This is a genomic window from Blautia segnis (assembly GCF_014287535.1).
Taxonomy (GTDB): Bacteria; Bacillota; Clostridia; order Lachnospirales; family Lachnospiraceae; genus Blautia_A; species Blautia_A acetigignens.
Genome location: NZ_JACOOT010000024.1, coordinates 66,493 through 93,292 on the forward strand (window position 1 = coordinate 66,493; position 26,800 = coordinate 93,292).

The 26,800-nt window shown below is 40.6% G+C and carries 30 protein-coding genes and 1 pseudogene; 4 read left to right on the forward strand and 27 right to left on the reverse strand.

Annotated elements, in window-relative coordinates; all coding sequences use genetic code 11:
• Positions 1-3: 3 nt before the first annotated feature.
• The 4 genes from H8S54_RS10785 to H8S54_RS10800 are packed head-to-tail and all read right to left on the reverse strand — an operon-like array spanning position 4 to position 4,555.
• Positions 4-1,749 (reverse strand): ABC transporter ATP-binding protein, encoded by a 1,746-nt coding sequence (locus tag H8S54_RS10785; RefSeq protein WP_186901474.1) that lies wholly within the window; start codon positions 1,747-1,749, stop codon positions 4-6.
• Complete coding sequence (locus H8S54_RS10790; protein WP_186901475.1) at positions 1,746-3,218, reverse strand: ABC transporter ATP-binding protein; 1,473 nt, start codon at positions 3,216-3,218, stop codon at positions 1,746-1,748. Before H8S54_RS10790 ends, H8S54_RS10785 begins: the two co-directional genes overlap by 4 nt.
• 12 nt (positions 3,219-3,230) lie before the next feature.
• A complete protein-coding gene (locus H8S54_RS10795) occupies positions 3,231-3,971 on the reverse strand; it encodes an energy-coupling factor transporter transmembrane component T (protein WP_186901476.1) in 741 nt (246 codons plus the stop codon).
• On the reverse strand, positions 3,971-4,555 hold the full coding sequence (locus H8S54_RS10800) for an MptD family putative ECF transporter S component (RefSeq protein WP_186901477.1): 585 nt from the start codon (positions 4,553-4,555) through the stop codon (positions 3,971-3,973). The genes H8S54_RS10795 and H8S54_RS10800 overlap by 1 nt, the downstream gene beginning before the upstream one ends.
• A 208-nt stretch (positions 4,556-4,763) precedes the next feature.
• Between H8S54_RS10800 and H8S54_RS10805 the strand changes: the two genes are divergently transcribed.
• Positions 4,764-5,765 (forward strand): helix-turn-helix domain-containing protein, encoded by a 1,002-nt coding sequence (locus H8S54_RS10805; protein ID WP_186901478.1) that lies wholly within the window; start codon positions 4,764-4,766, stop codon positions 5,763-5,765.
• Between the two features lie 924 nt (positions 5,766-6,689).
• On the opposite strand, the gene trxB is transcribed toward H8S54_RS10805, so the two are convergent.
• Both trxB and H8S54_RS10815 read right to left on the reverse strand, forming a co-directional pair.
• A complete protein-coding gene (gene trxB / locus H8S54_RS10810; RefSeq protein ID WP_186901479.1) occupies positions 6,690-7,616 on the reverse strand; it encodes a thioredoxin-disulfide reductase in 927 nt (308 codons plus the stop codon).
• Between the two features lie 17 nt (positions 7,617-7,633).
• The gene (locus H8S54_RS10815) at positions 7,634-7,957 is read right to left on the reverse strand and encodes a thioredoxin family protein (RefSeq protein WP_186901488.1); all 324 of its coding nucleotides are present in this window, start codon (positions 7,955-7,957) and stop codon (positions 7,634-7,636) included.
• Between the two features lie 166 nt (positions 7,958-8,123).
• Between H8S54_RS10815 and H8S54_RS10820 the strand changes: the two genes are divergently transcribed.
• Entirely contained in the window at positions 8,124-8,807 is a 684-nt protein-coding gene (locus H8S54_RS10820) for a Crp/Fnr family transcriptional regulator (RefSeq protein WP_186901480.1), read from the forward strand.
• A 110-nt stretch (positions 8,808-8,917) separates the two neighbouring features.
• Here the strand turns inward: H8S54_RS10820 and H8S54_RS10825 are convergent, their stop codons facing one another.
• The 15 genes and pseudogenes from H8S54_RS10825 to rd all read right to left on the reverse strand — a co-directional run bounded on the left by H8S54_RS10825 (position 8,918) and on the right by rd (position 17,711).
• Positions 8,918-10,615 (reverse strand): FAD-dependent oxidoreductase, encoded by a 1,698-nt coding sequence (locus tag H8S54_RS10825; RefSeq protein WP_118631026.1) that lies wholly within the window; start codon positions 10,613-10,615, stop codon positions 8,918-8,920.
• Position 10,616: 1 nt separating this feature from the next.
• Positions 10,617-10,937: a rhodanese-like domain-containing protein gene (locus H8S54_RS10830; protein WP_173768483.1), complete on the reverse strand. Its 321-nt coding sequence runs from the start codon at positions 10,935-10,937 to the stop codon at positions 10,617-10,619.
• 12 nt (positions 10,938-10,949) lie between these two features.
• Complete coding sequence (trxA, locus tag H8S54_RS10835; RefSeq protein ID WP_173768485.1) at positions 10,950-11,255, reverse strand: thioredoxin; 306 nt, start codon at positions 11,253-11,255, stop codon at positions 10,950-10,952.
• 92 nt (positions 11,256-11,347) lie between these two features.
• Positions 11,348-12,094, reverse strand: a complete 747-nt coding sequence (locus H8S54_RS10840) for an SDR family NAD(P)-dependent oxidoreductase (RefSeq protein ID WP_005421611.1) — start codon at positions 12,092-12,094, stop codon at positions 11,348-11,350.
• 155 nt (positions 12,095-12,249) lie between these two features.
• The gene (locus H8S54_RS10845; protein ID WP_117854275.1) at positions 12,250-12,408 is read right to left on the reverse strand and encodes a rubredoxin; all 159 of its coding nucleotides are present in this window, start codon (positions 12,406-12,408) and stop codon (positions 12,250-12,252) included.
• 62 nt (positions 12,409-12,470) lie between these two features.
• Positions 12,471-12,716: pseudogene (locus H8S54_RS19000) on the reverse strand (Fur family transcriptional regulator); the annotation flags it as partial.
• The gene (locus tag H8S54_RS10855; RefSeq protein WP_334298058.1) at positions 12,673-13,050 is read right to left on the reverse strand and encodes a MerR family transcriptional regulator; all 378 of its coding nucleotides are present in this window, start codon (positions 13,048-13,050) and stop codon (positions 12,673-12,675) included. The pseudogene H8S54_RS19000 and the gene H8S54_RS10855, both read right to left, overlap by 44 nt.
• Positions 13,025-14,278: an HD-GYP domain-containing protein gene (locus H8S54_RS10860; protein WP_117854277.1), complete on the reverse strand. Its 1,254-nt coding sequence runs from the start codon at positions 14,276-14,278 to the stop codon at positions 13,025-13,027. Before H8S54_RS10860 ends, H8S54_RS10855 begins: the two co-directional genes overlap by 26 nt.
• Positions 14,279-14,507: 229 nt before the next feature.
• The gene (gene yaaA, locus H8S54_RS10865) at positions 14,508-15,260 is read right to left on the reverse strand and encodes a peroxide stress protein YaaA (RefSeq protein ID WP_186901481.1); all 753 of its coding nucleotides are present in this window, start codon (positions 15,258-15,260) and stop codon (positions 14,508-14,510) included.
• Positions 15,260-15,715 (reverse strand): thioredoxin-dependent thiol peroxidase, encoded by a 456-nt coding sequence (bcp, locus tag H8S54_RS10870; protein WP_117854279.1) that lies wholly within the window; start codon positions 15,713-15,715, stop codon positions 15,260-15,262. Before bcp ends, yaaA begins: the two co-directional genes overlap by 1 nt.
• Positions 15,716-15,718: 3 nt before the next feature.
• Entirely contained in the window at positions 15,719-15,928 is a 210-nt protein-coding gene (locus H8S54_RS10875; RefSeq protein ID WP_008708189.1) for a DUF6219 family protein, read from the reverse strand.
• A 179-nt stretch (positions 15,929-16,107) separates the two neighbouring features.
• Complete coding sequence (locus tag H8S54_RS10880) at positions 16,108-16,536, reverse strand: hypothetical protein (RefSeq protein ID WP_186901482.1); 429 nt, start codon at positions 16,534-16,536, stop codon at positions 16,108-16,110.
• 39 nt (positions 16,537-16,575) lie between these two features.
• A complete protein-coding gene (locus H8S54_RS10885; protein ID WP_243000325.1) occupies positions 16,576-16,752 on the reverse strand; it encodes a sporulation initiation factor Spo0A C-terminal domain-containing protein in 177 nt (58 codons plus the stop codon).
• Positions 16,753-17,035: 283 nt separating this feature from the next.
• Entirely contained in the window at positions 17,036-17,470 is a 435-nt protein-coding gene (locus H8S54_RS10890; protein WP_117854281.1) for a bacteriohemerythrin, read from the reverse strand.
• A 76-nt stretch (positions 17,471-17,546) separates the two neighbouring features.
• The gene (gene rd, locus H8S54_RS10895; RefSeq protein WP_117594029.1) at positions 17,547-17,711 is read right to left on the reverse strand and encodes a rubredoxin; all 165 of its coding nucleotides are present in this window, start codon (positions 17,709-17,711) and stop codon (positions 17,547-17,549) included.
• A gap of 461 nt (positions 17,712-18,172) precedes the next feature.
• On the opposite strand from rd, the gene H8S54_RS10900 reads away from it, so the two are divergent.
• Positions 18,173-18,337 (forward strand): hypothetical protein, encoded by a 165-nt coding sequence (locus tag H8S54_RS10900; protein WP_173759230.1) that lies wholly within the window; start codon positions 18,173-18,175, stop codon positions 18,335-18,337.
• A gap of 25 nt (positions 18,338-18,362) precedes the next feature.
• Positions 18,363-20,036 (forward strand): IS66 family transposase, encoded by a 1,674-nt coding sequence (locus H8S54_RS10905; protein WP_186901483.1) that lies wholly within the window; start codon positions 18,363-18,365, stop codon positions 20,034-20,036.
• A 119-nt stretch (positions 20,037-20,155) separates the two neighbouring features.
• On the opposite strand, the gene H8S54_RS10910 is transcribed toward H8S54_RS10905, so the two are convergent.
• From H8S54_RS10910 to H8S54_RS10935, 6 genes are read right to left on the reverse strand one after another with little or no spacing between them, the layout of a single operon-like run.
• Complete coding sequence (locus tag H8S54_RS10910) at positions 20,156-20,866, reverse strand: succinate dehydrogenase/fumarate reductase iron-sulfur subunit (protein WP_330600164.1); 711 nt, start codon at positions 20,864-20,866, stop codon at positions 20,156-20,158.
• Positions 20,863-22,407: an FAD-binding protein gene (locus tag H8S54_RS10915; protein ID WP_173757954.1), complete on the reverse strand. Its 1,545-nt coding sequence runs from the start codon at positions 22,405-22,407 to the stop codon at positions 20,863-20,865. Before H8S54_RS10915 ends, H8S54_RS10910 begins: the two co-directional genes overlap by 4 nt.
• Entirely contained in the window at positions 22,404-22,943 is a 540-nt protein-coding gene (locus H8S54_RS10920) for a hypothetical protein (RefSeq protein ID WP_025579815.1), read from the reverse strand. Before H8S54_RS10920 ends, H8S54_RS10915 begins: the two co-directional genes overlap by 4 nt.
• Positions 22,944-22,953: 10 nt before the next feature.
• Positions 22,954-23,472, reverse strand: coding sequence for a DUF6921 family protein (locus H8S54_RS10925; protein WP_186901485.1), 519 nt, complete (start codon positions 23,470-23,472; stop codon positions 22,954-22,956).
• A 16-nt stretch (positions 23,473-23,488) separates the two neighbouring features.
• Entirely contained in the window at positions 23,489-26,074 is a 2,586-nt protein-coding gene (locus H8S54_RS10930) for a heavy metal translocating P-type ATPase (RefSeq protein WP_186901486.1), read from the reverse strand.
• Between the two features lie 59 nt (positions 26,075-26,133).
• Positions 26,134-26,493: an ArsR/SmtB family transcription factor gene (locus tag H8S54_RS10935; protein ID WP_015512809.1), complete on the reverse strand. Its 360-nt coding sequence runs from the start codon at positions 26,491-26,493 to the stop codon at positions 26,134-26,136.
• Positions 26,494-26,800: the final 307 nt, after the last annotated feature.

Here is a 26,800-nt window from a genome sequence, read left to right on the forward strand (position 1 = left end):
CCCTTACATCTGATCATTTGCGCCGATATGCGCCTGCCACATATCCCGGTAAAGGGGACAGGTTTCCAGTAACTTATCATGTGTTCCCTGGGCATGGATAGTTCCATCCTTGACCACCACAATATTGTCCGCACCGATAATGGTAGACAGGCGATGGGCAATCACGATCAGCGTTTTACCCACTGTCAGGGCAGAGATTGCTTTCTGCACAACTGCCTCATTCTCTGGATCGATATATGCAGTCGCCTCGTCCAAAATGACCACAGGGGCGTCCTTCAGCATGGCGCGGGCAATGGCGATCCTCTGCCGCTCACCGCCGGAAAGATGGGAACCAGCGCTGCCGACAACGGTATCATACCCTTGATCCAACTTGCGGATAAAGGTGTCACAGCCACTTTGTTTTGCTGCCTGCTCCACCTCCGCATCTGTGGCGTCCGGCCTGCCCATGCGGATATTTTCCCGGATGCTGCGGTTAAACAGGTAATTATCCTGCGATACATAGGAAATCTGGGCGGCAATTTCAGACAGCGGTATCTCCTTCAGTTCATGGCCACCCAGGGTAATACTGCCGGACGTAACATCCCAATACCCAGCGATCAGCTTCGCCACGGTAGATTTGCCGGAACCGGACGGTCCTACAAGGGCGGTCATGGTTCCCGGCTGAATGGAAAGGCTCACATCATGCAGCACCTCAGTTTCCCCATCATAGGAAAAGGAAACATGGTCGAGTCCGATACTGGTATCTGCCAGATTTACCGGCGTATCTTTATGATCAAGTTCTTCCGCGTTCAATAGCTGGCTGATTTCCTCCACATTGGTTCCCAGTACAGCCAGGTCATCCGTAAAGGTAAAGACGGACATGATCGGCCCCACAAGCCCCAGGGAGAAAATCACAATGGAGAGGAACGCAGATAATTCCAGGCTGCCGGACAGCCAGAAGGCAAACCCACAAGGCAGCACACAGATCAGCACTGAGGGAAGGATCGCATTGTAGGCACTCATGGTTTTCTGGTTTTCCCGCATCCATTCCACATAGTAATTCGCATTGTAATTTACGGCGTCCGAATATTTCTTGTAGGAACCGGCCGACTGGCTGAATGCCTTGACAACTTCAATCCCGCCGATATATTCCACAATGGCGTTTGCCATATCTTTCCCGGCTTTGACCGCGCCCTCCCATTTCTTTGGGTAACTCATCATACCGACAGACATTACGGCAAGACCGACTACCAGCGTAACAAGGGACAACAGCGCCATGCGCCAGTCCATAATGAAAAGATACACGACAATTACCAACGGAACCAGGATGTTTGCGGTCATCTCTGGGATGAGATGTGCAAACGTGGATTCCATCCCTTCCACCCGGTCAACAATCGTTGTTTTATACTGACCGGACGGAGTATCCAGGATCGTCCCCATCGGAACGCGGGCCAGTTTTCCTGTCAGCCTCCACCGGATATCCCGCAGCGTGTAATAGGCCGCTGTATGGGAAACGGTCGTTGACAGACTGGAAAACAGCACTTTCCCTAGGTAGCCGCAAAGTGCGACCATGCAAGCTGTCACATAACGGGAAAAATCCTGCTCCCCGTCCAACATCATTGTGACGATATGCGCCACACAGAAATAAGGCACCATCTGACAGGCAACGCCCAAAACCGCAAGGACGACGCTGCCGATGAATTTCCCGTGATACGGTTTGCCCCAGCCCAATAAAACACTTATTGGCGACGCTTTCTTTTCTTCCTTCATTTTTCAGATCCCCCCTTTATGAAGTATTCTCTTATTTTTCTGAGGCCATCTTCATCCATTCCGTACTGGTCGATAATCGAACCATCCTCAAAATGAATGATGTCCGTACAGCAATCTAAAATCAGTTCCAGGTCATGGGTAATGACATACACAGTGATTCCGGCATCCCTGACCTGCCGTAATACATTTGCAACCTCTTTCATATGCCTGTAATCAAGTCCGCTGGTCGGTTCATCAAAAAACAGGATCGAGCGTTTTGAAGCGATTACCGAAGCAATCGCAACCCTTTGTTTCTGGCCACCGGACAGGGACATGGGATGCCTGTCCTTAAAATCCAGTAAATCTAACCGACTTAGGATTTCTTCTGCCCGCTTCTGGTTTGCTTCCTCCATACTGATCAGCACTTCATCAAGGACCGACTCGGTGAAAAGCTGATGATTTACCTCCTGCATGACCATATAGCAGGTATTCAGCCGGTCTTTCGGACGGTATTTCTTTCCGTTCCAGACAATCTCCCCGCAGCGCTTCTCCAAGCCGCAGAAACAGCGTGAAAAAGTGGATTTCCCGGCGCCGTTATTCCCGATAATTCCAACGATCCGGTTCGTAGGGATTTCACAATCCATGATATGTAAGGTTTCCGGTTCGTTTTTATAGGCAAAGTGGAAATTACGAAGCGCAAGGGCGGTCTTTTCCTGCTGCGGTAAAACCGGAGGCAGGAGACGCTCCAAAGCAAACGTGCGCAGTCCCATATCGGAACGCTGCTGCTCCGTGAGCTGCTCAAATTCTGCCGCAGAATAATCATGACTCACTTGCCCGTCTGCCAGATAGATAAACCGATCCGCTAGACCGCGAAGATAATAAAGCCGATGTTCCGATACAATGATTGTTTTCCCCTGCGATTTCCAAAACGCAAGAATCTTTCTCAAATCAAGGATGGAAGCCGCATCCAGGTTAGATGAGGGTTCGTCCATAACGAGAACATCCGGTTCCATAATGGATACCCCGGCACAGGCAATCTTTTGTTTCTCCCCGCCAGATAAGTGGAAGATATTACGGTCCATCAGCTTCTCCAGCCGGAAGTCCCGAACCGTTTTTGCCAGCCGTTCCCGGATGTCTTTTTCTGGCTGTCCAAGATTTTCGCAGCCAAATGTAATTTCACTGGTGGTATCCACATTGAAAAACTGGGACCGGGGGTTTTGAAACACGCTGCCCACAACTGCAGCTGTATCGTAAAGAGGCTGTTCGGAAACCTTGGCTCCATTTACCCATACTTCTCCTGTCATCTTTCCCTCATAATAATGTGGGATCAGTCCATTAATCAGGCGGGTGACCGTAGTTTTTCCACACCCACTTTCACCGCAAAGGACAACAAACTGACCATCCTCTATATTTAGATCAATATCCCGAACACCACCGGTATTTTCATTCTCTTCTCCATAAGAAAATGAAATATGGTCAATCTTTATCATAAGCTCACCCCCTTAAAAAGAAAAATACTGTCCCAGCAAAAACAGAGCGAAACATAAAGCACAGGGCAGGATCGCAATCATGTCCTGAACATGAAAACCAATCTGACATACGTTAGTCCGTTTGACCGGAGCGCCAAGCCCCCGCGTCAGTGCAGCGGCGGAAAGTTCATCTCCGATTTTCACAACAGACACCATCAGCGGTACAAGACGGTATTCCACCATTAAAAATGGATTTTTCCCTCCAAACCGGATACCCCTCATTTTCATTGCATCACTGATCGCCTGGTATTCTTCGCTGATCGTAGGGAAAAAACGAAAAATAACAGACAAAGGGATGACGATTTTCTCTGTCAGGTGCATACGTTCCATCGAACCGATAAACTCACTGACTGAGGTGGAGGAAAGCAGCCAGGCCCCCGTCATAATACCAGGGGCAAACCGCGTCATAATGGATGTCATCGCCAAAACCACAAAGGACAGCAGATCGCTTAATGTCGTCAGCGCTATGCGTTCCAGTGCAAAGCAGGCGAGATATAAAAGCAGGTACTTGCCTGCCGTTTTGAAGCGGCGTTCCGACAGGATCAGCACAAAGGGGATTAGGCTTAACACAGGTTTTACAAAATTCATAATCCCTTCGTTGCTGGTGCTGAACATCAATGTAGTAACCGTCAACAGCAAAATCAACTTCGTACGCGGGTCGAGCCGGATTCCTTTCCTTTTGTCCGTTGTGGCGGAAAAGGATACCCCCTCCATTATGCGATGCCCGCTTTCGCAAAATGTTTTTTCAGAAGCGTTTTCCCAAGCAGTCCGCCTAAAATGGCAAAGACAAAAATCCCGGCAACCACAAGGATAATGCTCCACATCGGCATAACCGCCATTACCCGGTCGGCATATTCCTCCCCGAAGCTGGCGGCAAAGCTGGCCCAGGAGTCCTCGACCATAAAATACATCGGAATATATGTACCTACCATCCACAGGCTAAATACAGCATAACCAAGGATGCTTTTCTTTGCACTTTTATAGTCGCCGGATTTCAAAATGAGATCCCCAAGCAGGCCGAAAATCAGTCCCATAGGAACACCCCAAAATCCCATGCCGGTAAGTCCCATCAGCAGGCCGCTCAAAACACCCATGATTGTAACCATGCCGAATTTCTTAACCCTTGTGAGGAACAGCATGAAAGGGATACCGGTAATCAGCGACCACAGGCTTCCGAGAACAGGAAGAAAGATCGGGATAAACCCAATCGGAATGGCGACACAGCAGCCAATGACAAAGTAAAGAACCGTGAACAGACCAAGGTTAATGAGGTCTTTTGCTTGTAACTTGTTATTCATGATGAATACCTCCACATTCATTTTCCGGTTAGCATCTTCTAACCTTTTTATAGGATAGCATAGTACCGGCTGATTCTCTACAACCAATCATCTTTTTAGCTCCAAACAGCACCGAGTTTTTCTGTTGACTGACTTTGACTGTGATCTTATAATAGAAGTGCAAGGCTCAAACAGAGCGGTTAACAGACCAAATGACAGGAGTTAGAAAATGAAGATAGATGAAATTATCAAGAAAAGCATTGAAATTCCAGGTATATCTATAAAACGGGGCGAATTTAGCGCAGAACTCATTCTAAAGGAGAGAGACGGGAAAGGTTCCATGACTTTTTTTCCTCTGTTCCCAGGAGTTACATTGGCTTATATTTTTGTGAATTCTCCCGCCTGGACAGCCCCAGACTTTCACGATAATGGCTCCATGGAAACAGGACCATTGCTCTTAAATTACTGTGTAACAGGACGATGCGAACTCATCCTGAATAACGGGAACTTTGTGTATGTGAAAGATGGGGAGATATCCTTAACCGAACGATTCGCCAGACAGCAATACGTTTATCCCCGCCGAATCTATGAAGGAATTGAGTTTTTTGTGGATATGGATACCGTAAATGCTCAAAGCTCCTGGGTAGAGGCTGAATTTGATATTGATTTCCACAGACTCAGAGATCTTTACTGCCCGGATGGGGGTACTTATATTGCGTCGGTTACGACTGAGATAGAAGAAGTCTTAAAAAAGCTGTGGTCATTATTGGATATTTCTGTTCCGCTGGCAATCCCACAAATGAAAATCTATACCCTTGCCCTGTTTTCACTGCTTCAAAATCTGAAAGAAATACCACCTTCCCAAGCCTGCACATTCTTCACAGAAACACAGGTAGACATTGCAAAACGTGTGGAAAAAATCATCACTTCTGATCTGCGCCAACACCATCCCGCGTGGGAACTGGCTGCACAGTTTTCCGTCAGTGAAACCAGCCTGAAGAACTACTTTCGGGGAGTTTATGGTCAAAATATATCAATTTATTTACGTGAAGTTCGTATGCAACGAGCTGCTGAATTACTCACTACTACAAAATTATCTGTATCGGAAATTGCAGAACAAGTTGGTTATTTGAATCAAAGCAAGTTTTCTTCGGCATTTAAGAAGCAGTTCAACGCTTCGCCATTAGAATTTAAGCGCCGCAAAAATTTAGAGAGAAATACTTCCAACTGACGGGTTCTAACATTTTTCACAATAAATAGTTTTATTAGAAACTCATGACAAATGAAGTCAGAGTCATTTCTTATATTATAGGAAGTGACTCTGATTATTATAATTTACACCACTTTACAACTTTTTCTGTTCCGACAGCAGATACCTTATTTTTGCTGATATTATCCATACTGGCCTTAGAATCCGCACATTCCATCCGGTTTCTATATCAGCATTTTTTATCCAGAATAACGGAGAAATCACTGAATGTATTTTATTATGCATGTTCCTATGCAAAGGTTGATTATTCCAGATTTATGAATACTACTGTCAGGATTGTTTTGAAGCTGATACCGGATTCATTGCAGACGCAGCCTGTATTTCTGTGCGTGGATGATACGATGGTATCTAAATTTGGCACAAAATTTGAAAATGTTTCAAAACTGTTTGACCATGCCGCACACAACGGTTCCAACTATCTGAATGGACACTGCTTTGTGAGTGTCATGCTCTGCGTACCTGTCTGGAATGGGGATAAAGTATATTATCTTTCACTTACTTTTTGTTTTGAATACTCTTCCAATAACTGACTTGCATTGTAATTTTTCTTTTAAAGAATATCTGAGCGGAAATCCTTTTTTAACTAAACGTAATTCATTTTGCACATTATAGCTGACAACATTCTATCCTAATATCAATATAGAAAACAATAATACATGCCTTCTTTCATCAGCATAATCATTGTATCAGGATAAAGTTCACAAAGTATCCGCAATACGTTCCCTTAAGTTCATGTCATTATTGAAATCGTACATATTTCAGTATAAAAAGTTCAGTATTCAAATTCTGATTATTTATAGTAAATATGGTCTATCAAAATGACTATTTTCTGTTTCATTATTTAACTTAACAAAACAATTCCTATGCATAAAGGCGGAATTCACTTTACATTTTCCCCATATATTTTTCTGCCATATGTACTGCCATAGCACCATCTGCAACAGCTGTTACTATCTGACGAAGTAACTTTGTTCTGACATCTCCTACAGCATAAACACCTGAAATACTCGTTTCAGTATTTTCACCTGCCACAATATATCCTTTATTATCCAGTTCTATCTGATTATCTAAAAAATCTATTGTCGGTTTTCTTCCTATGCTCACAAACAAGCCGTCACATTCTATAATGTTTTCTTCTCCTGTAACTGTATCTTTCAACCGCACACCAGTCAATCGTTCTCCATAAAGCAGTTCTTTTACTGTACTATTCCATCGAAACTCTATATTTTCAGTTTTCATCAGCTGGTCATTGTAAATTTTTGTTGCACGTAATGTATCTCTTCGATGAACAATGATAACTTTCTTGGCAATTCGACTTAAAAGAGTAGCATCTGATACAGCAGAATTTCCACCACCAACAACAACCACAATCTTATCTTTATAAAACATACCATCACAGGCGGCACAATAAGCAACTCCATGACCTATCAATTCTTTTTCTTTATCAAGACCAAGTTCTCTTGGATTTGCTCCTGTAGCTATCACTACTGTTTTCCCAATATAAATTCCCGAACTAGTTTCTACTCTCTTAAGCTTTCCTGCTAAATCCATATTAAAAACTTCTGCATATTCACTTTTAGCACCATATTTTTCCGCCTGTTTTTGCATTTTCTCTGCCAATGAAAATCCGTCAATTCCATTTTCAAAACCAGGATAGTTATCAATCTGCCATGTCAGTGACATCTGGCCACCTGCAGATAATTTTTCTAAAACAATTGTTTCAAGTCCTGCTCTGGCTGCGTATAATGCTGATGTATACCCACCAGGTCCTCCTCCCACGATAATCATATCGTAAACATGATTTTCATTCATACAACAGTCCTCCTATTTTATTTTTCCAAAGCTTCATTAATAAAGTTTTCTATCATTTTTTTTGATTCGGGTGCAACAATAGAATCTATTGCCTTTCCATCTCGATATAAAACCAGCGTAGGAATTATCTCAATCTTTTCAGCTTCTGCAATCTGTGGTTCTTCATCAATATTTACTTTTCCTGCAATAAGAATATCGCTGTATTCTTCACTTATTTTTTCATAAGCTGCTCCAATTCTACGGCAATAACCACACCACGGTGCCCAGAAATCAACCAAAACCGATTTTTCTTTATGAATTAATTGTCCAAACTTTTCTTTATTTATATTTATTGATGTCATATTTTTCAACTCCTTCTCCTGTTTGAACTTAATATACCTCATAAAAAGTCTTACTTCAGTGATGATATCACAGAAAAGATAATTTACTTTATTACACTTCTTTTTATTTCTATTTATGGCATATGCCAGTTATATAATTGACGCATCTAAAAAAAGCAAGTATACTATGTTCGTAAAGGAGATAACGGTTATGAACTTCGAAAATTATTTTCCAGTATGGAATGACTTAAATACAGCACAGAAAAAAATAATTTCAGACAATTTAATCACACAGTATGTAAAAAAAGGGACAATCATTCACAATGGAAACCTGGATTGCACTGGATTATTACTGGTTAAATCCGGGCAGCTTCGAACTTACATACTTTCAGATGAAGGACGGGAGATTACACTTTACCGTCTGTTCGATATGGATATGTGTCTTTTATCCGCCTCATGTATCATACGCTCCATTCAATTTGAAGTAACCATTGAAGCAGAAAAAGATACTGATCTTTGGATCATTCCTGCTGAAATCTATAAGGGCATCATGAAGGAATCTGCTCCTGTCGCAAACTATACCAATGAGTTAATGGCTACCCGTTTTTCTGATGTCATGTGGCTGATTGAACAAATCATGTGGAAGAGTTTGGATAAGCGAGTTGCTTCATTTCTTTTAGAAGAGACCTCTATCGAAGGAACAAATGAATTAAAGATCACTCACGAAACCATCGCCAACCATCTTGGTTCCCACAGGGAAGTTATCACTCGAATGCTCCGATACTTTCAAGGCGAAGGACTCGTCAAACTCTCCCGCGGTAAAATCACAATCCTTGATTCGAAAAGACTGGAAACTCTACAAAGATCATAAAACTGTTTTCTATAACATCTAAAGAATCCTCCATTTATCAGAATTATAAAAGTCATTCTAATAAATGGGGGATCTTTTTATACTACGAAAAAATTATAAAAATATTATGATTATTTTTTATAATCCATACCGCATGCATATGCCCTTTCGATCAGCGCACGGTCATTAACCACTGCATCATAGAAGCGGAATCCACCGGAAAAGTTATATGTTTCATATCCATTTCCTTCCAGAATACGGCTGGCAATGTAACTGCGCAGACCACTTTGGCATATCAGATACACAGGCTTTCCTTTCTCAATTTCGTTAATTCGTTCCCTCAGTTCATCTACAGGAATATTGTTGAATCCATCCATATGCCCCCTGTTAAATTCACCTACCGTTCTCACATCCAACAACACCACATTTTGATCTTTAGAAATCTTATCCATATCTTCCAAATGCCATTGTTTTAAGGTACCTTTCGCTATATTGTCTATCATGAATCCAGCCATATTTACAGGATCCTTGGCAGAGGAATAAGGCGGTGCATATGCGAGATCTAAATCTTTCAGCTGGGTTGCCTTCAGCCCTGCATGAATTGCTGTTGCCAGCACATCAATACGTTTATCAACGCCTTCATATCCAATAATCTGAGCACCAAGCAAACGATAGGTTTCTTTTTCAAAAACCACCTTCATGGTCATCACTTTTCCACCAGGATAGTAACCGGCATGACTCATAGGAGAAAGAATTACTGTATCTACCTCTAATCCTGACTTTTTGGCATTGGTTTCATTGATACCTGTAGTGGCTGCTGTCATATCAAATACTTTGATAACGGAGCTTCCCTGACTGCCCAGGTAACGACTATCACCACCACAAATGTTATCCGCGATGATCCTGCCCTGTTTATTAGCAGGTCCCGCTAAAGAAATCAGCGCATCATCACCCGTAACATAATGTTTTACCTGAACTGCATCACCTGCTGCATAAATATCCGGTACAGAAGTTTCCATTCTGTCATTCACTACAATACTTCCCTTGATGCCAAGTTCCAGACCAGCTTCTTTTGCTAATGCTGTGTCTGGTGTGACTCCGATTGCTAGCACCACCATATCAGCCTGAAGGGATGGATTATCTTTTAATAAGATCTCCACTCCATTGTCTTTTCCTTTAAATCCTTCTACTGTATAGCCTAGTACCAGTTTTATTCCATGCTTTCTCATTTCATTATGGATCATGGATGCCATATCCGGGTCAAATGGATTCATCAGCTGCTTAGGCCGCTGGACAATCGTAACATCCATGCCAAGCTCCCTCAAATTTTCTGCCAGCTCTAAACCAATAAAACCGCCGCCAGCCAATACAGCCGATTTTGGATGATTCTTATTTATATATTCCTTTATCCGAAAAGTATCTTCTACAGTACGAAGTGTAAATAGTTTATCAATACCTACTCCAGGAAGTCTCGGCTGTGTTGGCTTTGCACCTGGAGAGAGGATCAGCTTATCATAGTTTTCTTCAAATATCTCACCATTCTCTAAATTTTTCACTGAAACCGTTTTACGTTCCGGATGTATGGAGATAACTTCATGATGAATTTTCATGTTAATACGGAAGCGTTTAAAAAAACTCTCTGGTGTCTGTAGTGTAAGTTCTTCCGGGTCTGTGATCACGTCTCCAATATAATATGGAAGTCCACAATTTGCATAGGATATGTATCCGGATCTTTCAAACACAGTAATTTCAGCATGTTCATTCAGTCTGCGTATTCTTGCTGCGGCTGTAGCTCCTCCGGCTACACCTCCTACAATTATTACCTTCATCTTATTTTTCCACTTTTCCTGAGTAAGCTGCAATGCCACCGATATTATTTACTTTAGAATATCCCATTCGTTGCAGTATCCCAGTTGCCTGGCGGCTTCGTGAACCGGAATAACAGTATACAAACAGTGAGATATCCTTATTCTTCGCTACAGAAGCAATATTGTCAAGTTGCTGCAACGGCACATTTTTACTTTCTGGTATATGTCCTTCCTGATATTCCTGCGGTGTACGTACATCCAGCAGAACTGCATCATCAGTCCTTTTATATTCTTCTATGCCTTGATTAATATTCGACTGTTTAAAGAGATCAAAAAATCCCATTAGCCCACCTCCCTAAAGCATTTCTAAAATCGCATTCTTAGGTCTCGCCCCTGAAACCTGCTGTACAATCTTCCCATTCTTCATAACCACTAAAGTCGGAATGCTCATAATACTGAACTTATTTACCAGTTCAGGCTCTTCATCTACATTAATCTTTCCAACTTTAATATCTCTACGCTCACTTGCAATCTCCTCTACAATAGGTACTACCATGCGGCAAGGCGCACACCAAGATGCCCAAAAATCTAAAAGAACGGGTTTATCGGAATTCAGTACTTCGTTCTGAAAATTATTTTTATTGATATTAATAGCAGACATTTTACAGTCCTCCTTATCTTTTTCTTTTTGTAGATTTATTATAGTCTTAATTTCATTTATTTTCCGTGATTACATCACCATACCTCATTAACTTAACTTCTTGCCATACCATCTACACTTAATATAACACCTGTAATGTAACTCGCCTCATCTGAAGCAAGAAACACAAACGCATTGGCAATATCTTCTGGCTGTCCAAGACGACGCAATGGAATTCTTTCAATCATAGGTTCGATAACTTCCTTTGGCACGGCCTTCATCATATCAGTTTCTGTAATCCCAGGTGCAACAGCATTAACACGAATACCTTTAGGTCCTAGTTCTCTTGCTAATGATACAGTCAATCCGTTTACTGCAAACTTCGATGCCGGATAAGCAAACCCACTTGGCTGTCCCGAAATACTCACCATGGAAGAAGTTGAGAGAATGACCCCCTTGCCTCTTGCCACCATACATTCTGCTGCTACACGAGTAGTATTAAATACTCCTTTTACATTTAGATCCATGACTTTATCAAAAGTCTCCTCTGTATAATCCATAAATGAGGTGTTTTCTGAAATCCCTGCATTATTTACCAGTATGTCGACACATCCATATTTTTCAGTTGCCTCTTTAAAAGCCTTTCTGACAGACTCCATGCTTGCCAGATTTGGACTAATTCCAGCAACTATTGCATTGGGATATTTTTCTTTTAATTTATCTACAGCAACATCTGCCGATTCCTGTGAACTTGCTGCCAACACAACTGAAGCACCTTCCTTCAAGAATTTATCAGCTGTAGCAAATCCTATACCACGGCTTCCACCCGTAATGATTGCAACTTTATCTTTTAATCTCATTTAGACTACCTCCTTACTTTGTTTGTAGTTACATTATAAGCTAAAGGTAAATCATTTTCTGTGATATCATCACAAACTATCGCAATAAAAAACCCTGTTGCTCACACACGCACCAGGGTTTTTGTTTATCTATCCGTATTTAAATAATCAGAATTTTATTCAACTTCTGAAAACTGATCTTTTCCAACATTACATAATGGGCATTCAAAATCTTGTGGAACGTCCTCCCACTTTGTTCCTGGTGCAATACCACCTTCTGGATAACCTTCCTCTTCATCATATTCCCATCCGCAAACGTCACATACATATTTCATTAGTTTGTTCCTCCCTTTACCTTCTCCCTGCATTTTTGGCAAATACCTTTAAATGAAATATCCTAATCCAAAAATTCGATTCCATGAGTGTTATGAATTCTTTCCAGCAAATCCGGTATTTCATCCATATCCACATCTGAAACTTCACCGCATTTTGTACACCTGACATGGTAATGATTTTTCAATGAAAAATCGAACCTATTCGCTCCATCCGGAACTTCAACCTTCCTTAACGAACCCTCATCTACCAATATATCAAGATTTCTATATACAGTTCCTTTTCCGATTGTAGGATATGCTGCTTTTATATCTTGCGTTCGATTGTTTCCAACTCCCGCCGTTTTTTTCTATCAGTTTTTTCTGATTTAACAACTTATCTTCTATCACGTCGATGTCTCTGTTTCCCAAAAACTCTCCAATCTGACCCAATGGCATATCCAAAACGCGCAAGTAACGAATCGTATTTAAAACCTCAAACTGACGTGCACTATAATAGCGATAGCCTGTTTCCGGATCTGTGTATTCTGGTTTCAACAGACCTGCCTGTTCATAATGCCGCAGGCTGCCAACACTGATATGAAACATTTTTGCCACATCACCAATCTGGAATAATTTTTTATTCTCCAAGCTGTTTCTCCTCATGAATTATGTCTGTCATTTTCTGATCAAAACAAGCATCAACCTGTGAAGCGATTTCTCCATCAAGCCATCCTTTTTCTACCATATCATTTAAAATACCGTAAGCTTTTTCATGTGGCATTCCCTGTTTATACGGGCGGCTTTCTGTCAGTGCCTGATAAATATCGACACACGCCATGATGCGTTCCTGTGTGTTTAATTCAGCAGCTGTTTTTCCAAATGGATAGCCTGTCCCGTCCAGTCTTTCATGGTGAAAGGCAGCCCAGTCACATATCTCTTCAAAATCATCGATTTCTGACAGAATAGAATAAGTATATGCTGCATGGTGTTTCATAACTGCAAACTCATCATCCGTCAGTCTTCCCGGCTTCTCCAGAATTTTGTTACCTATGGCAACCTTTCCAATGTCATGCAGCGCTCCTGCAAGATACATTTTCTGCATTGTCTCCTCATCAAATCCCATAAATCTGGATAATTTCTCAGCATCTGCAGCCACACCTATGGAGTGTGTACTCGTAAATGGTGATTTATAGTCTACGATGCGTGCGAAAAATTTCGCCAGTGCTTTAATCTGTTCAAAGCTAAGATCTTGTTTTGTACGCGGCACTCTGTTCCATAAACGAGTCTCCACATCTTTTTCTCCAAGTGACAGAAAATGTTGTTCAGAAAAAGCATGTCTAAATGCTTCTATACATTCTTCATCCGCTATAGAACCTGTGATTTCCTGAAGAAATGCTTCTACCTTCTGCCAGGTGTCTGAATCAAAAGAATCACTGCAGCAGACCTGGTCAAGCAGATCGCATAGATGGATAATTCGTGCAAAAACCGGTACTTCTGTCCATTTTTTTCCAAAAGGTCCACTTCCATCTGCATTCTCATGATGATACAAAATGACATTCTTTATATCCGTATGGGATGGAATGTCTTTCATGTTCTTCTCACCTGCCGCACAGTGAATTCCCAGCTCCAGTGGAATCGCCGAACCTATTGCACTTGCAATATCATTGTGTAATTCTTCCTGAATATATTGAGTCAGTGCATTATCATGTAACAACGCACCGGCTGTCAGATCCTGCAGACTCTCCCCCTGAATTCCCATCTGTTCTGCCATGCAGACACTCATATATGCAACACGCTTCGCATGCTTATCTGTTACATGCACTAACTCTGCTTCCACACAGTCCAATGCATAGGAACACGCTCCCAACAATCCCAAAACATCTAATTTCATCCCCTTTTGTCTCCTGTCTGTATTATATATCTGACTGTTATTTTATCACAAAAAATTTATATAAAAAAGGTTTCATTATTATTTATACAAAAATAACAGGCAAATCTTTATCTGCATAATTATCAAATAAAAGACGGGATTGTATATCATCATTATTATATTGTCAATAATATAGTAATAATTCTCATTATTACTAAAAGATGCTCATGCTGAGCATCTTTAATCTAAATCATTGTTCTATTTTTCGTTCAAAAACATATTCAGTATCTGATGATAAATCAGACCGGAATGAATAACCAAGTCTGTCGAATTTCTTAATATCCACCGGATTCTCAATATTATTTTCTGCCATAAATCTGACCATTTCACCACGAGCCATCTTGGCATATGTACCTTTTGTTACCATTTTATCTCCAGAAGCTTCACAAAATGTAACCGAAATATATCTGTCCTGTGGTGTCAAATACTTTTCTATACATTTTGAGTATTCTTTTGATGCAAGATTAATGATAATCCTGCTGTCATCTATTACTGAACGGTATAACAAGTCACCCCAGTACTCATACAGATTTTTGGAATCTCCAATCCTGATCTTTGCCTGCATTTCCAAACGATAAGGTGTCACACCATCCATTGGTTTCAGAGCACCATAAAATGCAGACAATATTCTCAAATGATTTTGCACATACTCAAGCTGCATATCTTCAAACACAGATGGTGCCATATATTGAAAAGCAATTCCTTCATATGATAAAACAGCCGGACTGAGCATCTGATAAAGATTCATATTTGCCAATCTATTGAAATTTTGTTCTGCAATCTTGTCATTACATTTCCAAATTCCTTTCAGTTCCTCTTTTGACTTACTTTTCAACCAACTTTGTATCTCTGTCGTCTTTTCAATAAATTCAGGCAATGCATCCGGTTCAATACTGTCAGTATCTGTAATCATCTTTTTAGCAGGGGATAATATTATCTTCATTAATCTAATTCCTTGAGCATATTTTCAGGATCATCTGCAGCCTTGACTTTATCATTTGCCTTTATAATAATCCCCTGTTCATCAATAAGATATGTGGTTCTTACTACTCCCATAGAGACTTTGCCATAATTTTTCTTTTCTTTCCAGACATCATATGCTTCAATAACTTTACGCTCCGGATCTGCTAATAGAGTAAATGCCAGTCCGTATTTTTCTTCAAATCTCTTGTGAGACGCTACAGAGTCCTTGCTTACTCCGAGAATAACAGCTCCCTTCTCAGTAAACTGTGGATAACGCTCAGAAAAGCCACATGCCTGCTTCGTACATCCTGGTGTATTATCCTTTGGATAAAAATATAAGATCACTTTTTTTCCTGCATAATCGCTTAATTTATGCACTTCTCCGTTCTGATCCGGCAATTCAAAATCCGGTGCTTTTATTCCTAACTCTAACATTTACTATTCCTCCGCTTTTGTATTTTTCACCTGTTTTCTTGTTCTTTTATTACCCGAAATCATTTTATGACCAGAATAGACTGCCATAATCATACATATCAGAGAGCCAAATGCAAAGTATTTGTGTGCTGCTTTTAACCCTTTATATCCTGTATAAAAAGTTCCAATCATTGTGATTAAAGCTCCTACTGACCAATATTTATGTGCTTTCATGTAATTCCTCCATTTTTTCAGTGTATTCAATTCTAATTATATGCTACCATATTCCTATGTCAATTTGATAATAGAGCATTCCTATAAAATTTTTCAAAATATCATTGTCAAAACTATGTATTGTTATCCTTTAATTTTTCTTTGAAATAATTGACAAAAAGTTTGCTTTCAGGAGATTACTATTTAATCTTTTTTCCATCTATATATAGTTGAAATTTATCAGGATTATTGACAACATCATAGTCCTTTCCGTATTCTACAGGTCTATATTCGGCTGTCATTACCGATTCCCCGTCTTCAATATCCTCTTTCCATAAATAGATGTTCATATCAATGCTCGTCGCATATCCTCTGTCTGTGGAAAATTTTGTCGAATGAAAAGAATCATCCTTGTACATCTGCAAAAGTTTTCTTGCAAACGCTTCTCTATCCTCTATATCTTCCCTATTTGCGACCACGGTTATATTTTCATCCCGATTTACAGAAAAAGTTCCAACTACATCTGGTTCGCCTTCTTTATGACTGGATTCAAATTTCCCATAAATACTTCCTGCAGCAATTATCAAAATTGCTGTTCCTGAAATTACTGCAATTATCTTTTTCTTCATATTTTTAATTTCCTTTTAATTTTTTTACTGCGTAATTGATTACTTCTTCCGGTGTGGGCTGTCTCCTTTAAGTGTCATTTTCTTCCATTCTTCCTGTACAGCCGGGTCAGGATTATCAAATCCTGCATCTATGGCTATCTGCATTTCTCTGCGTACTTCTTCTGGTGTTGTGTTATACTTTTCTGCAATCTTCTCATATATAGTTTTCTCTCTCATTCATTTTCCTCCGATATATAAGTGGAATTATATCTTGTTCTATAAAATCAATTTAGCATATTTCTGTTGGCATGAAAAGAAACTTTACAACTTAAAATTGGATAAAAAGGACAAAAAAGAAGAGCTGCTTGCTCTTCCCATATAGTAGTAAAATAATATGTCATGCCGGCGCAATATATTACCTAGAATATCGTTATAACAGGAAAGGGGCTGCATTGTGACAGCCCCTAGTTTACTTCATCACGTTGTCTACATTCTGAATGAACTCGTTCCCTGGTTTATTTTAGCATTGGTCTGGATTTTGTTTCATAAAGATAAATTTTGCCACAGAGCGGTCGTATGTTTTAATGTGTCCAAACAGCCAGTCGATTACATTTTTCTGTACAAGTTCACTGAACCGATCTGTTGGTCCTTCATACTCCTGAAGGTATTCATACAGTTCCTGAATTGTCTTTCTAAACTCTTCATGTTTTTCATAATGTTTTTCACGCTCTGGATAACCGGATTTTTCCTGAAGCTTTTCCTCTTCTTTGAAATGAAAGTCAGTATATTCATCCAGATAATCCAGCATTTTGATTGCTTTTACTTTGCTGTCACCATTTTGACAGGCAGTTACAAAGTTCTGGATACGGTCGATCAATTCTTTATGCTGGGTATCAATTGTTTCATTTCCTGTTACTAAATTGTCATCAAAGGTAATGTTTAAATCGTAAGTCATAATTTGACCTCCATTTCTTTTATATGTTCTCTTAGGATCTTTTAATGTCTGGCAGTTTCGTACCTGCATTTTCTGCTTAGTCTTCTACAGGAACGAAAACATCTTTTCCTAATCCGCAGATTGGGCATGTCCAGTCATCTGGAATATCCTCAAATGCAGTTTCTGGCTCGATACCAGCGTCTGGATCTCCTACTGCCGGATCATAAATATATCCACATGGTTCACATTCATATTTTATCATAGTCATTTTCCCTTTTCAATGTCGATTTATTTTTGTTACCAAGTTCCTAACAATTTTTCTAACACTTTGTTTCTTGTATATTTGTATTATACATGATAATTATTCTCTTGTCAATAATAGTAATTATTATTATTGTACTTAGCATAAACTTAGTTACTGTTCAGAGGTATGCATAAGTCATTGTAAAAAATGACGAAATTTATTTTTTTATTTTGTGGATAACCATTCGCGGCAGGAAAAACTGTGTTTATAGTTTTTCCTGCTGTTCTTTTTGTTAAAAGTTATACACCAGATTTTAGTTTTGGGAATCCATTCTTGAAGTTTCAAGGTCTGCATGAATACTTTTTTTATTATAAAACAGCTATTTATCCACAGTCAGATTGACGAAAAGGCATTTTCTGGTGATTCGCTTTTTTTCTATGTTTCTGTTATACTTTTTCTCAAGAAAGAGAGGTTCACTTATGGATATTGATTTTAAAGAAGAACTTAGAAAACGTGATGAACTTCTTGCCGGTTATCTCAAACAGATTGAGATCCAGGAGGAATTTATCCAGAAACAAAAAGAATTGATTGAATATCTGGAAGAGCATATCTCAAAGATTACAGACATTGTCAGTGGCGTTTGATTATAACTGTACTGGAGGAAAACATATGCCTGATGCGTATGATTACATCTCACTCATGTGTCGGCTGAAAGCCGCACAGACAAGAAATAAAGAACTGGAATCCGGTGAACACTATATTAAGCTGAAAGAACTCCATCAAAAGGAGTGCAGAACCTATGAACGTAAGATTCAGGCGCTGCTAACGGAGATAGCGGATGCACATAAAGAAACCATCCGTGTCCGCAATTACTGGTTTCAGGTACTGGAGAATATGCTGCTGGAGTTTGAGGCAATACAGAAAAAAGCTGAACAGAAGCTCCGGAAGATGGAGAAACGTGCTCTTCTTGCTGAGAGACAAAGAGATGATGCATTGGAGAAAGCAAAAGAATTCCGCCTTAAGTTTTATGAAACCGCCACCCAGCTGGAAGAAGAACAGGGAAAGAATCTGAAACTTCATGCACAGATCAACCGTGATTATGAAAACTCATCTATTCCTTCTTCTAAAACCATCCGACAGAAAAAGATTGCAAACAGCAGGAAAAAAACAGGAAGGAAACCCGGCGGGCAGCCAGGACATAAAGGACATGGCCGAAAGAAGCAGGAGCCTACACAGCCGGTGATCCTTCTTACACCACCGGGAGAAGTGCTCGATGACCACGCTTTTAAGAAAACAGCAAGAACAATCATAAAACAAATGGTAAGCATCCGAATGGTACTGGATGTAAAAGAATACCATGCTGATGTTTATTATAACAGCCAGACAGGTGAACGCGTACACGCTGCATTTCCAGATAGCGTTATTGATGATGTGAATTATGATGGCAGCATCCGGGCATTTCTATTTCTTCTGAATAACGACTGTTGTACCTCTATTGATAAGAGCAGAAAGTTCCTGTCTGATCTGACAGATGGAAAACTGAATATTTCCAAAGGCATGATAAGTAAACTCAGCAGGGAGTTTGCTTTAAAAACAGAGCCTGAGCGCAGGGAAGCCTATGCAGATATGCTGCTTTCCCCAGTCATGCATACGGATTGTACAAACGGCAGGGAAAACGGAAAAAGCTGTCAGATCTATGTCTGTGCAACCCCTGATGGAAAAGCACTGTACTTTGCCCGTGAGAAAAAAGGACACGAGGGAGTAAAAGGGACTGTTACAGAGGATTATCAGGGGATCCTTGTCCATGACCATGATATTACCTTTTATAATTATGGAGCAGATCACCAGGAATGCCTTGCCCATGTGCTGCGTTACCTGAAAGATAGCATGGATAATGAACCAGACCGCACATGGAACAAAGAGATGCGTTCACTAGTACAGGAAATGATCCATTTCCGAAACGAATGCCAGCCATTTCAGGAACCGGATCCGGTAAAGGTATCTGAATTCGAAAAAAGATACCGTGAGATACTGGAAACAGCCAGGACGGAATACGGAAACGTTCCAGCAAACAATTATTACAGGGACGGGTATAATTTATTCCTGAGAATGGAGAAATATATGCAGAATCATCTACTGTTCCTGCATGATTCAAGAGTACCTGCCACTAATAATGAAGCCGAAAGGCTTCTAAGAAACTATAAGCGGAAACAGGCGCAGGCTGTGACATTTAGGAGTTTCGAAAGTATCGATTACCTCTGCCAATGCATGAGCATGCTTGTTTTGATGCGCCTTGAAGAACCGGCAAATATATTTGACAGAGTGTCCAGGATATTTGGATAAGAAAACCGATGGCTTTGACTGTTATTAGTCTACACCATCGGTTTTCTCATGTCCAGCTAACCTCTGAACAGTAACTTTTGATTCTCTTCATACATTCATTATAGCTTTTATCATCCATTTTATTTGCCCCAAACAGCCGCTGCATTCGACCTTACAAGCAGTTCTTCCACAGGCAGACCAATCGGACAAATATCATGACAAGATAACGACTTCCCGCATCCTTCAAAAAATCTCTTCTTATATTCAGCAGAAATCTCATTCAAATGAGTGCTTTCCTGTTCTTCATTCAGAATCCGAAATGCGTTGACTGCAGCAACAGTGCCTGCGAAAGTCCCATTTGCAGAGAAGTTAGGACACACTTCAAGGCAACAGCCACACATCAGACAGCGTGCCGACTGGTATCTCGGTTCATGTGTCCACGGATTCATATAAGCTTCACTTTCAAGCCAAAGGTTCAGTTTTTTCAAATTTTCAAACAGAATTGACCGGTCAACGATCAAATCTCTTACAAGCGGAAATTTGCTTAAAGGTTCCAAGGTGATTGTAGAACCTTTTAACGTATGTAGAAATGTAGAGCATGCCAGCCTCGGACGTTCGTTAATCAGCATGGCGCAAGCCCCACATTTTCGCACCATACAGCTACATTCCCAGCTGATGGGAGTAACTATATTCCCTGAATTATCTTTCAAAGGTGTTCTACTGTTCAATTCCTTTAGAACATTGGCAACAGAGCTGTTTTTGCTTCCGTCAAACTCAAATTCCTGCCAATAACTGTCTGATTTCTGACTCTCCTGCCGCCTGATTCTTATTTTATATACCAAGTGAATCACCGCCTTTCTGGAACAGGTACAAAGGAAATCTGTATCTGCTTTCCATCAAATCTGGCTACCGTTGTTTTAAGGTAATCATCGTCATTGCTCTTCGGATAATCCTCCCGCCAGTGTGCACCACGGCTTTCTTTTCTTGCAAGAGCACTCTTTAGAACTGCCATGCCAAGCAATGGAAGATTTCCTGTCAGCGCTTGTACCGTTTGAATCCCATTTAACAACGTATTCTCATTTCTGACAACGCCCATAGTATCCTGCATCACTTTGTTTAATTGCTTTATTTCTGAAATTTGAGACGTTGGTGGAAAATCTATCTGTGTCGCACAAGATAGATCTACTACATCTGCCTGTTCACATGCTGATTTTGCCGCAACACGTCCTCCGTATAACGCTCCTAACAGAGAATTTCCACCAAGACGGTTGGCACCATGATATTGGGCACAGCATTCTCCGGCAGCGTAAAGATTCTGAATCGGCGTTCTGTGCTGCTCATCCACCAGAATGCCTCCCATAAAATAGTGAATTCCCGGTAAAACAGACACCGGTTCCTTTCGTATATCTTTATGCAGATAGGTCATACAATCGTCTGCCAGACCAGATAGCTTATTTGAAATAATCTCCTCCGATATTTCCATCATGTCAAGAAATACCTCTGATTCATGGCTGACCTTCCATATCTCTCTGGCGGTAATATCTCGTGGCATCAGATTTCCAAGCTCCGGGTATTTTTCCTCCATGAAATACCATTGTTTTCCATCTTTCATGGCAAACAACCTGCCACCTTCCCCTCTGGCCGCCTCGCTGATGAGCATGCGTTTTCCACCACATTTCACAGTTGTCGGATGGTACTGGATCATCTCGCCATTTGCCAGAGGAACACCAAGCCGGAACAATTCTGCGGTGACTTCTCCTGTATTGCTCAGCGAACCCGTTGTATTTCCAAACAATCCGTGCATACCACCGGTGGCAACAATAACCGCATCCCCCGGTAATTCCACAGTCTCCTGACTGTATTCATCCCTGATTACGCAGCCACAACAAATATTGCCACACAGACGAAGTGTTAGGAAAGAATGATGGCTGAACCGTTCTACCATACCAGATGCTTCTTTCCTGCGAACAGCGTCTATCATAGCTGTCATGATCTGCTTCCCGGTATCGCTCTGTGCAAAAGCAGTCCGTTTCTTTTTCTGCCCGCCAAAATTCCGCAGATCCACATCATCATAGCCACTCATGTTAAATTTAACTCCAAGTTTTAGCAACCAGTGCACCAGCTCCGGTGCTGCCTGTGTCATTCCCCAAACTGCATTTGGATCTGCCAGACCACATGCTGCCTTTATTGTATCTGTAAAATGTTCTTCGGGACTGTCGTTTTCATCTTTTGTATTCAAAGCTGCGTTGATACCGCCCTCCGCCATAACAGACTGTGCCCGCTCTGACGGAAGGGAGGAAACCAGTTTTACATTGCATCCATTTTCCGCTGCCTGCAAAGCCGCTGAAAGTCCTGCCAATCCAGCACCTATAATAATAATTGTCTTACTCATAGATATTGCCACCCAATATAATATAAAATAACCGCTCCCGCTATAAAAAGAAGAAGCACCGAAAGGATCAAATAAATATCGCTCCTTCGTTCTTTATAACTAATGATTCCCAGTGATACGAGCAATGGGCGTATATTGATAAAAATATGAACAAAGATTGCCGCTACGAACAAAAGCTGAGTTACCATCTTTACCGTTGTAAAAGGGAACAAAATATATGTCCCATTCTGCACCTTTCCAAACAAGCCAATATGGAATAACAGCAGAATCAGTATTGCCATCCCACTGGCTCGTCTCGCCCAAAATATGGCGTTCTGTTTCAGATACATCTTTCCTGATTGCTTCGCTGTCTGTAAACTCTGAACTGTCAGGATGACACCAATCACCGTATGCACAACAAGAATACCAACACCAATCCATGCAAGAAGTTTCCCTGCACTACTTCCAACTCCGTTCAGCATAAAGCTGCCCATGATTCCATGAATCATAAAAATGAGAAGCATTAAAACAGACAAAATCGTATTCCATTTTCTCATAAATTCCCGCTCACCTCATTTCTTCGCTGTCCATGATCATATAGTCCATCTGTGTTAGCGTTGTAACGTCAATAAAATCATCCGATGCCAGGAATACATCATACTTTCCACTTACCACTCTTGATAGCATCATTGTGTTACTGTACTCTTTCAGATCTACGAAAAAGCCGGCCTGTTCCAACCTGTCACAGAGTTTCTTAGCATAACTGACAAGCGGATAATCCGTCTCAGATACATATAACCGAAAACTAATGTCCGTTTTCATGAGATCTGTTTCATTTGTTTCCGAATCGTCCAGTGCCAATTCTTTTAATTTATTCCGGGTGTTCTCGTTGTCGAGACCATCTGACATCATATTAATACCGAGAACATAAGAGCCTTCCAACTGTGCGGAGGCTTGAGCCGCCTTTTTTGACTTCGGTGTTGCTCCTGTGACTGCATCAATCATAGAAGGCGGTGAATGTAATATGACACCAAAACCTACAAGAAAAACAATCGTAACAACTAACAGAATCAGTTTTCGTTTCACATTCCCACCTCATTTCCTATTTTTTCAAAATTCTCATTGCGTTCAAAACAGCAATTATGGTAACGCCTACATCACCAAATACAGCTTCCCACATTCCCGCAATACCAAGAGCGCCAAGAATCAGGAACACACTCTTAATTCCAAGGGCAATCACTATATTCTGCATGACAATTTGCTTTGTCGCTTTTGCCACATCAATCGCATCCACCAGCTTAGATGGTTCATCTGTCATCAGAACCACATCCGCAGCTTCAATGGCCGCATCTGAACCAAGACCACCCATTGCGATACCAACATCCGCACGAGCAAGGACAGGAGCGTCATTGATACCATCACCAACAAAAGCTAATTTGCTTCCCTGTCTCTTTTTACTGTCCAAAAGCTCAACCTTTTCCACTTTTTGATCAGGAAACAGTTGTGCATAATATTCATCCAACTGCAATTCTTCCGCAACAGCCTTTCCGATTTTTTCATCATCACCAGTAAGCATGACTGTTTTTTCCACACCGATATGTTTCAAATCAGAAATTGCTTTTTTGCTGTCCGGCTTTACTTCATCTGTTATCAAAATGCATCCGGCATATTGACCATCTACTGCTACATAAACCTTTGTACCAACTTTTTCACAGGCTGTGTACTCCACATGCTCTGAATCCATAAGTTTCGTATTGCCAGCATAAACTTTCTTCTTTCCTGCCATGGCACTGATTCCATATCCGGAAATTTCCTTGTAATCAGAGATAACTGATTGGTCAATTTCTTTTCCATAAGCAGAGAGAATGGATTTTGCAATAGGATGGTTAGAAAAGCTCTCTGCCTGGACCGCATACTCCAGAACCTGTTCTTTTGAAAATCCATTTGCAGGCAGAATATCAGTCACATTGAAAACACCCTTTGTAAGTGTTCCAGTTTTATCGAACACAATAATGCTGACATTATTAAGCGCCTCTAAATAATTACTTCCTTTTACAAGAACACCTCGTTTAGATGCCGCACCAATACCTCCGAAGAAAGTCAGCGGGATTGAAATGACCAATGCACATGGGCAAGATACCACAAGGAAAACAAATCCTCTGCGAATCCACTCTGTCCAACCTCCACCAAGAAGGATCGGTGGCAGAATTGCCAGAATAGCTGCTAAGATTACAACAACAGGAGTGTAATAACGTGCAAATGTAGTAATGAAATTTTCTGTTGGTGCTTTTCTACTGGACGCATTCTCCACAAGATCAATAATCTTTGAAGCAGTAGATTCACCAAATGCTTTCGTTGTCTTAATCGTTAAAACACCCGTCTGATTCATACAACCGGAAAGTGCTTCGTCTCCTTTATGAACGCTTCTCGGAACCGATTCTCCAGTTAAAGCCCTCGTATCCAGCATAGAATCTCCATCCAATACCACACCGTCTAATGGGATTTTTTCACCAGGCTTTACAATAATAATCTCACCAATGGCAACACTTTCAGGAGATATGGTAATCAATTCTCCGTTCCTTCTGACTGTAGCACAATCCGGACGTATATCCATTAAATCTGATATAGATTTTCTGGAATGCTCAACAGCCAATGACTGGAAAAATTCACCAACTTGATAGAACAGCATAACAGCAACTGCTTCCGGATATTCACCAATGGCAAAAGCACCAATCGTAGAAACGCTCATCAGGAAATGTTCATCAAACACACGTCCATTTGAAATATTCCTCACAGCTTGCCATACAACATCCCCGCCAAGAATAATATAGGAGACAATGAGAAAAACTAACTCGACAGGCAGTGGCACTTTCGCAAAAACTGTCAATGCCATACCAATACCATAGATTGCTGCGCCAATCGCTAAACGAATCGTCAACTTCTTGTCCTCATTGTTATAGAATGTATTGGTATCCTGTTTTTTTGCAGGTATATAGTATTCCTGTGCAATTTCGGAAACTTCTACATCTGGCTCATGGCTGTGGACAATCGTTTCAATCTGACTGGCTATTGTATTTGCGGCAACTGGAGCAACATTGATTGTCAGCGTCTGCTTCATTAAATTTACAACTGAGGATTGTACTCCATCCAATTCTCCGACTTCTTTTTCAATTTTTGCGGAGCAGTTCGGACAGTCCAAGCCCTTTAACAAATAACTCTTTGTAACGGGGATAATTGTTTCTTCCTGAACCTCCACACTCGGCTCATGGCTGTGGACAATCGTTTCAATCTGACTGGCTATTGTATTTGCGGCAGCTGGAGCAACATTGATTGTCAGCGTCTGCTTCATCAAATTTACAACTGAGGATTGTACTCCATCCAATTCTCCGACTTCTTTTTCAATTTTTGCAGAACAATTCGGACAATCCAATCCTTTTAACGAATAACTCTTTGTAACATTCATAACGGTTTCTTCCTGAACTTCCACATCGGGCTCATGACTATGAACAATCGTTTCAATCTGACTGGCTATCGTATCTGCGGCTGTCTGAGTAACATTGATTGTAAGCGTCTGCTTCATCAGATTTACCACTGAGGATTGCACTCCATCCAACTCTCCGATTTCTTTTTCAATTTTTGCGGAACAATTTGGACAGTCCAACCCTTTTAATAGAAATATGCGTTTCATGATAATCTCCTTATAATTTGTTTAATTGTTCAATTACTCAACTATAATATTAAAAAATATTATTTCTGCCAAAGATGCTCAAATCCCTTGTCAATAATCTCTTTCACATGATCATCTGCCAGCGAGTAGTAAACTATCTGTGCTTCTTTACGGAATTTTACCAGATTCGCTAGGCGTAATGCCTTTAACTGATGCGAAATTGCAGATTTTGTTACCCCCAGTAGCACTGCAAGATCACATACACACATCTCACTCTGTTCTAGAGCGTGTAAGATTTGTACTCTAGTTCCATCTCCAAATAGCTTAAACAAAGAAGCCAACTGGATATAATCATCTTTTGGCTGCATCTTGGATTTCACATCATTCACAATATCCTCATGAATTACATCGCAATTACAAATATAAGACGTTTTTGACATATATTCACCTCCAAATAATAATAGTTGAACAATTACTCAACTATTATTATACTTATTTTTAAATTAATGTCAATAAGCTGATGTTAGTTCCCCATAAATTTTACAATTAAAACCAGCTCTTTATTCTTTTCTTAATCTTTTTTTTCCAGTATACCGTTTTGGCTTTCTTGTTACACTTCCTGTAAATTCCGATTGAACAAAATCGCTGCGCGATGGCCTGTCAAGGCTGTGGCGCAGTTTTTTCATTCAAAAAAGCAGTGGAATTACTTTCCATAATCCGTTATTGTTAAGTTACCACACGAAACAA

Excerpts from the sequence above, each read along its gene's own strand:
- H8S54_RS10830 (WP_173768483.1), bottom strand. The coding sequence starts at position 10,937 with ATGGGATTTTTTGATCTCTTTAAACAGTCGAATATTAATCAAGGCATA.
- H8S54_RS10800 (WP_186901477.1), bottom strand. The coding sequence starts at position 4,555 with ATGAATAACAAGTTACAAGCAAAAGACCTCATTAACCTTGGTCTGTTC.
- H8S54_RS10785 (WP_186901474.1), bottom strand. The coding sequence starts at position 1,749 with ATGAAGGAAGAAAAGAAAGCGTCGCCAATAAGTGTTTTATTGGGCTGG.
- H8S54_RS10885 (WP_243000325.1), bottom strand. The coding sequence starts at position 16,752 with ATGAGAGAGAAAACTATATATGAGAAGATTGCAGAAAAGTATAACACA.
- H8S54_RS10855 (WP_334298058.1), bottom strand. The coding sequence starts at position 13,050 with ATGAGGAGAAACAGCTTGGAGAATAAAAAATTATTCCAGATTGGTGAT.
- H8S54_RS10875 (WP_008708189.1), bottom strand. The coding sequence starts at position 15,928 with ATGAAAGCACATAAATATTGGTCAGTAGGAGCTTTAATCACAATGATT.
- bcp (WP_117854279.1), bottom strand. The coding sequence starts at position 15,715 with ATGTTAGAGTTAGGAATAAAAGCACCGGATTTTGAATTGCCGGATCAG.
- H8S54_RS10790 (WP_186901475.1), bottom strand. The coding sequence starts at position 3,218 with ATGATAAAGATTGACCATATTTCATTTTCTTATGGAGAAGAGAATGAA.
- H8S54_RS10935 (WP_015512809.1), bottom strand. The coding sequence starts at position 26,493 with ATGTCAAAAACGTCTTATATTTGTAATTGCGATGTAATTCATGAGGAT.
- rd (WP_117594029.1), bottom strand. The coding sequence starts at position 17,711 with ATGATAAAATATGAATGTGAACCATGTGGATATATTTATGATCCGGCA.
- H8S54_RS10840 (WP_005421611.1), bottom strand. The coding sequence starts at position 12,094 with ATGAGATTAAAAGATAAAGTTGCAATCATTACGGGTGGAAGCCGTGGT.
- H8S54_RS10805 (WP_186901478.1), top strand. The coding sequence starts at position 4,764 with ATGAAGATAGATGAAATTATCAAGAAAAGCATTGAAATTCCAGGTATA.
- H8S54_RS10900 (WP_173759230.1), top strand. The coding sequence starts at position 18,173 with ATGGATATTGATTTTAAAGAAGAACTTAGAAAACGTGATGAACTTCTT.
- H8S54_RS10880 (WP_186901482.1), bottom strand. The coding sequence starts at position 16,536 with ATGAAGAAAAAGATAATTGCAGTAATTTCAGGAACAGCAATTTTGATA.
- H8S54_RS10860 (WP_117854277.1), bottom strand. The coding sequence starts at position 14,278 with ATGAAATTAGATGTTTTGGGATTGTTGGGAGCGTGTTCCTATGCATTG.
- H8S54_RS10920 (WP_025579815.1), bottom strand. The coding sequence starts at position 22,943 with ATGAGAAAATGGAATACGATTTTGTCTGTTTTAATGCTTCTCATTTTT.
- H8S54_RS10820 (WP_186901480.1), top strand. The coding sequence starts at position 8,124 with ATGTTCGTAAAGGAGATAACGGTTATGAACTTCGAAAATTATTTTCCA.
- H8S54_RS10795 (WP_186901476.1), bottom strand. The coding sequence starts at position 3,971 with ATGGAGGGGGTATCCTTTTCCGCCACAACGGACAAAAGGAAAGGAATC.
- H8S54_RS10825 (WP_118631026.1), bottom strand. The coding sequence starts at position 10,615 with ATGAAGGTAATAATTGTAGGAGGTGTAGCCGGAGGAGCTACAGCCGCA.
- H8S54_RS10890 (WP_117854281.1), bottom strand. The coding sequence starts at position 17,470 with ATGACTTACGATTTAAACATTACCTTTGATGACAATTTAGTAACAGGA.
- trxA (WP_173768485.1), bottom strand. The coding sequence starts at position 11,255 with ATGTCTGCTATTAATATCAATAAAAATAATTTTCAGAACGAAGTACTG.
- H8S54_RS10930 (WP_186901486.1), bottom strand. The coding sequence starts at position 26,074 with ATGAAACGCATATTTCTATTAAAAGGGTTGGACTGTCCAAATTGTTCC.
- trxB (WP_186901479.1), bottom strand. The coding sequence starts at position 7,616 with ATGAATGAAAATCATGTTTACGATATGATTATCGTGGGAGGAGGACCT.
- H8S54_RS10905 (WP_186901483.1), top strand. The coding sequence starts at position 18,363 with ATGCCTGATGCGTATGATTACATCTCACTCATGTGTCGGCTGAAAGCC.
- H8S54_RS10845 (WP_117854275.1), bottom strand. The coding sequence starts at position 12,408 with ATGAAATATGTATGTGACGTTTGCGGATGGGAATATGATGAAGAGGAA.
- yaaA (WP_186901481.1), bottom strand. The coding sequence starts at position 15,260 with ATGAAGATAATATTATCCCCTGCTAAAAAGATGATTACAGATACTGAC.
- H8S54_RS10815 (WP_186901488.1), bottom strand. The coding sequence starts at position 7,957 with ATGACATCAATAAATATAAATAAAGAAAAGTTTGGACAATTAATTCAT.
- H8S54_RS10915 (WP_173757954.1), bottom strand. The coding sequence starts at position 22,407 with ATGAGTAAGACAATTATTATTATAGGTGCTGGATTGGCAGGACTTTCA.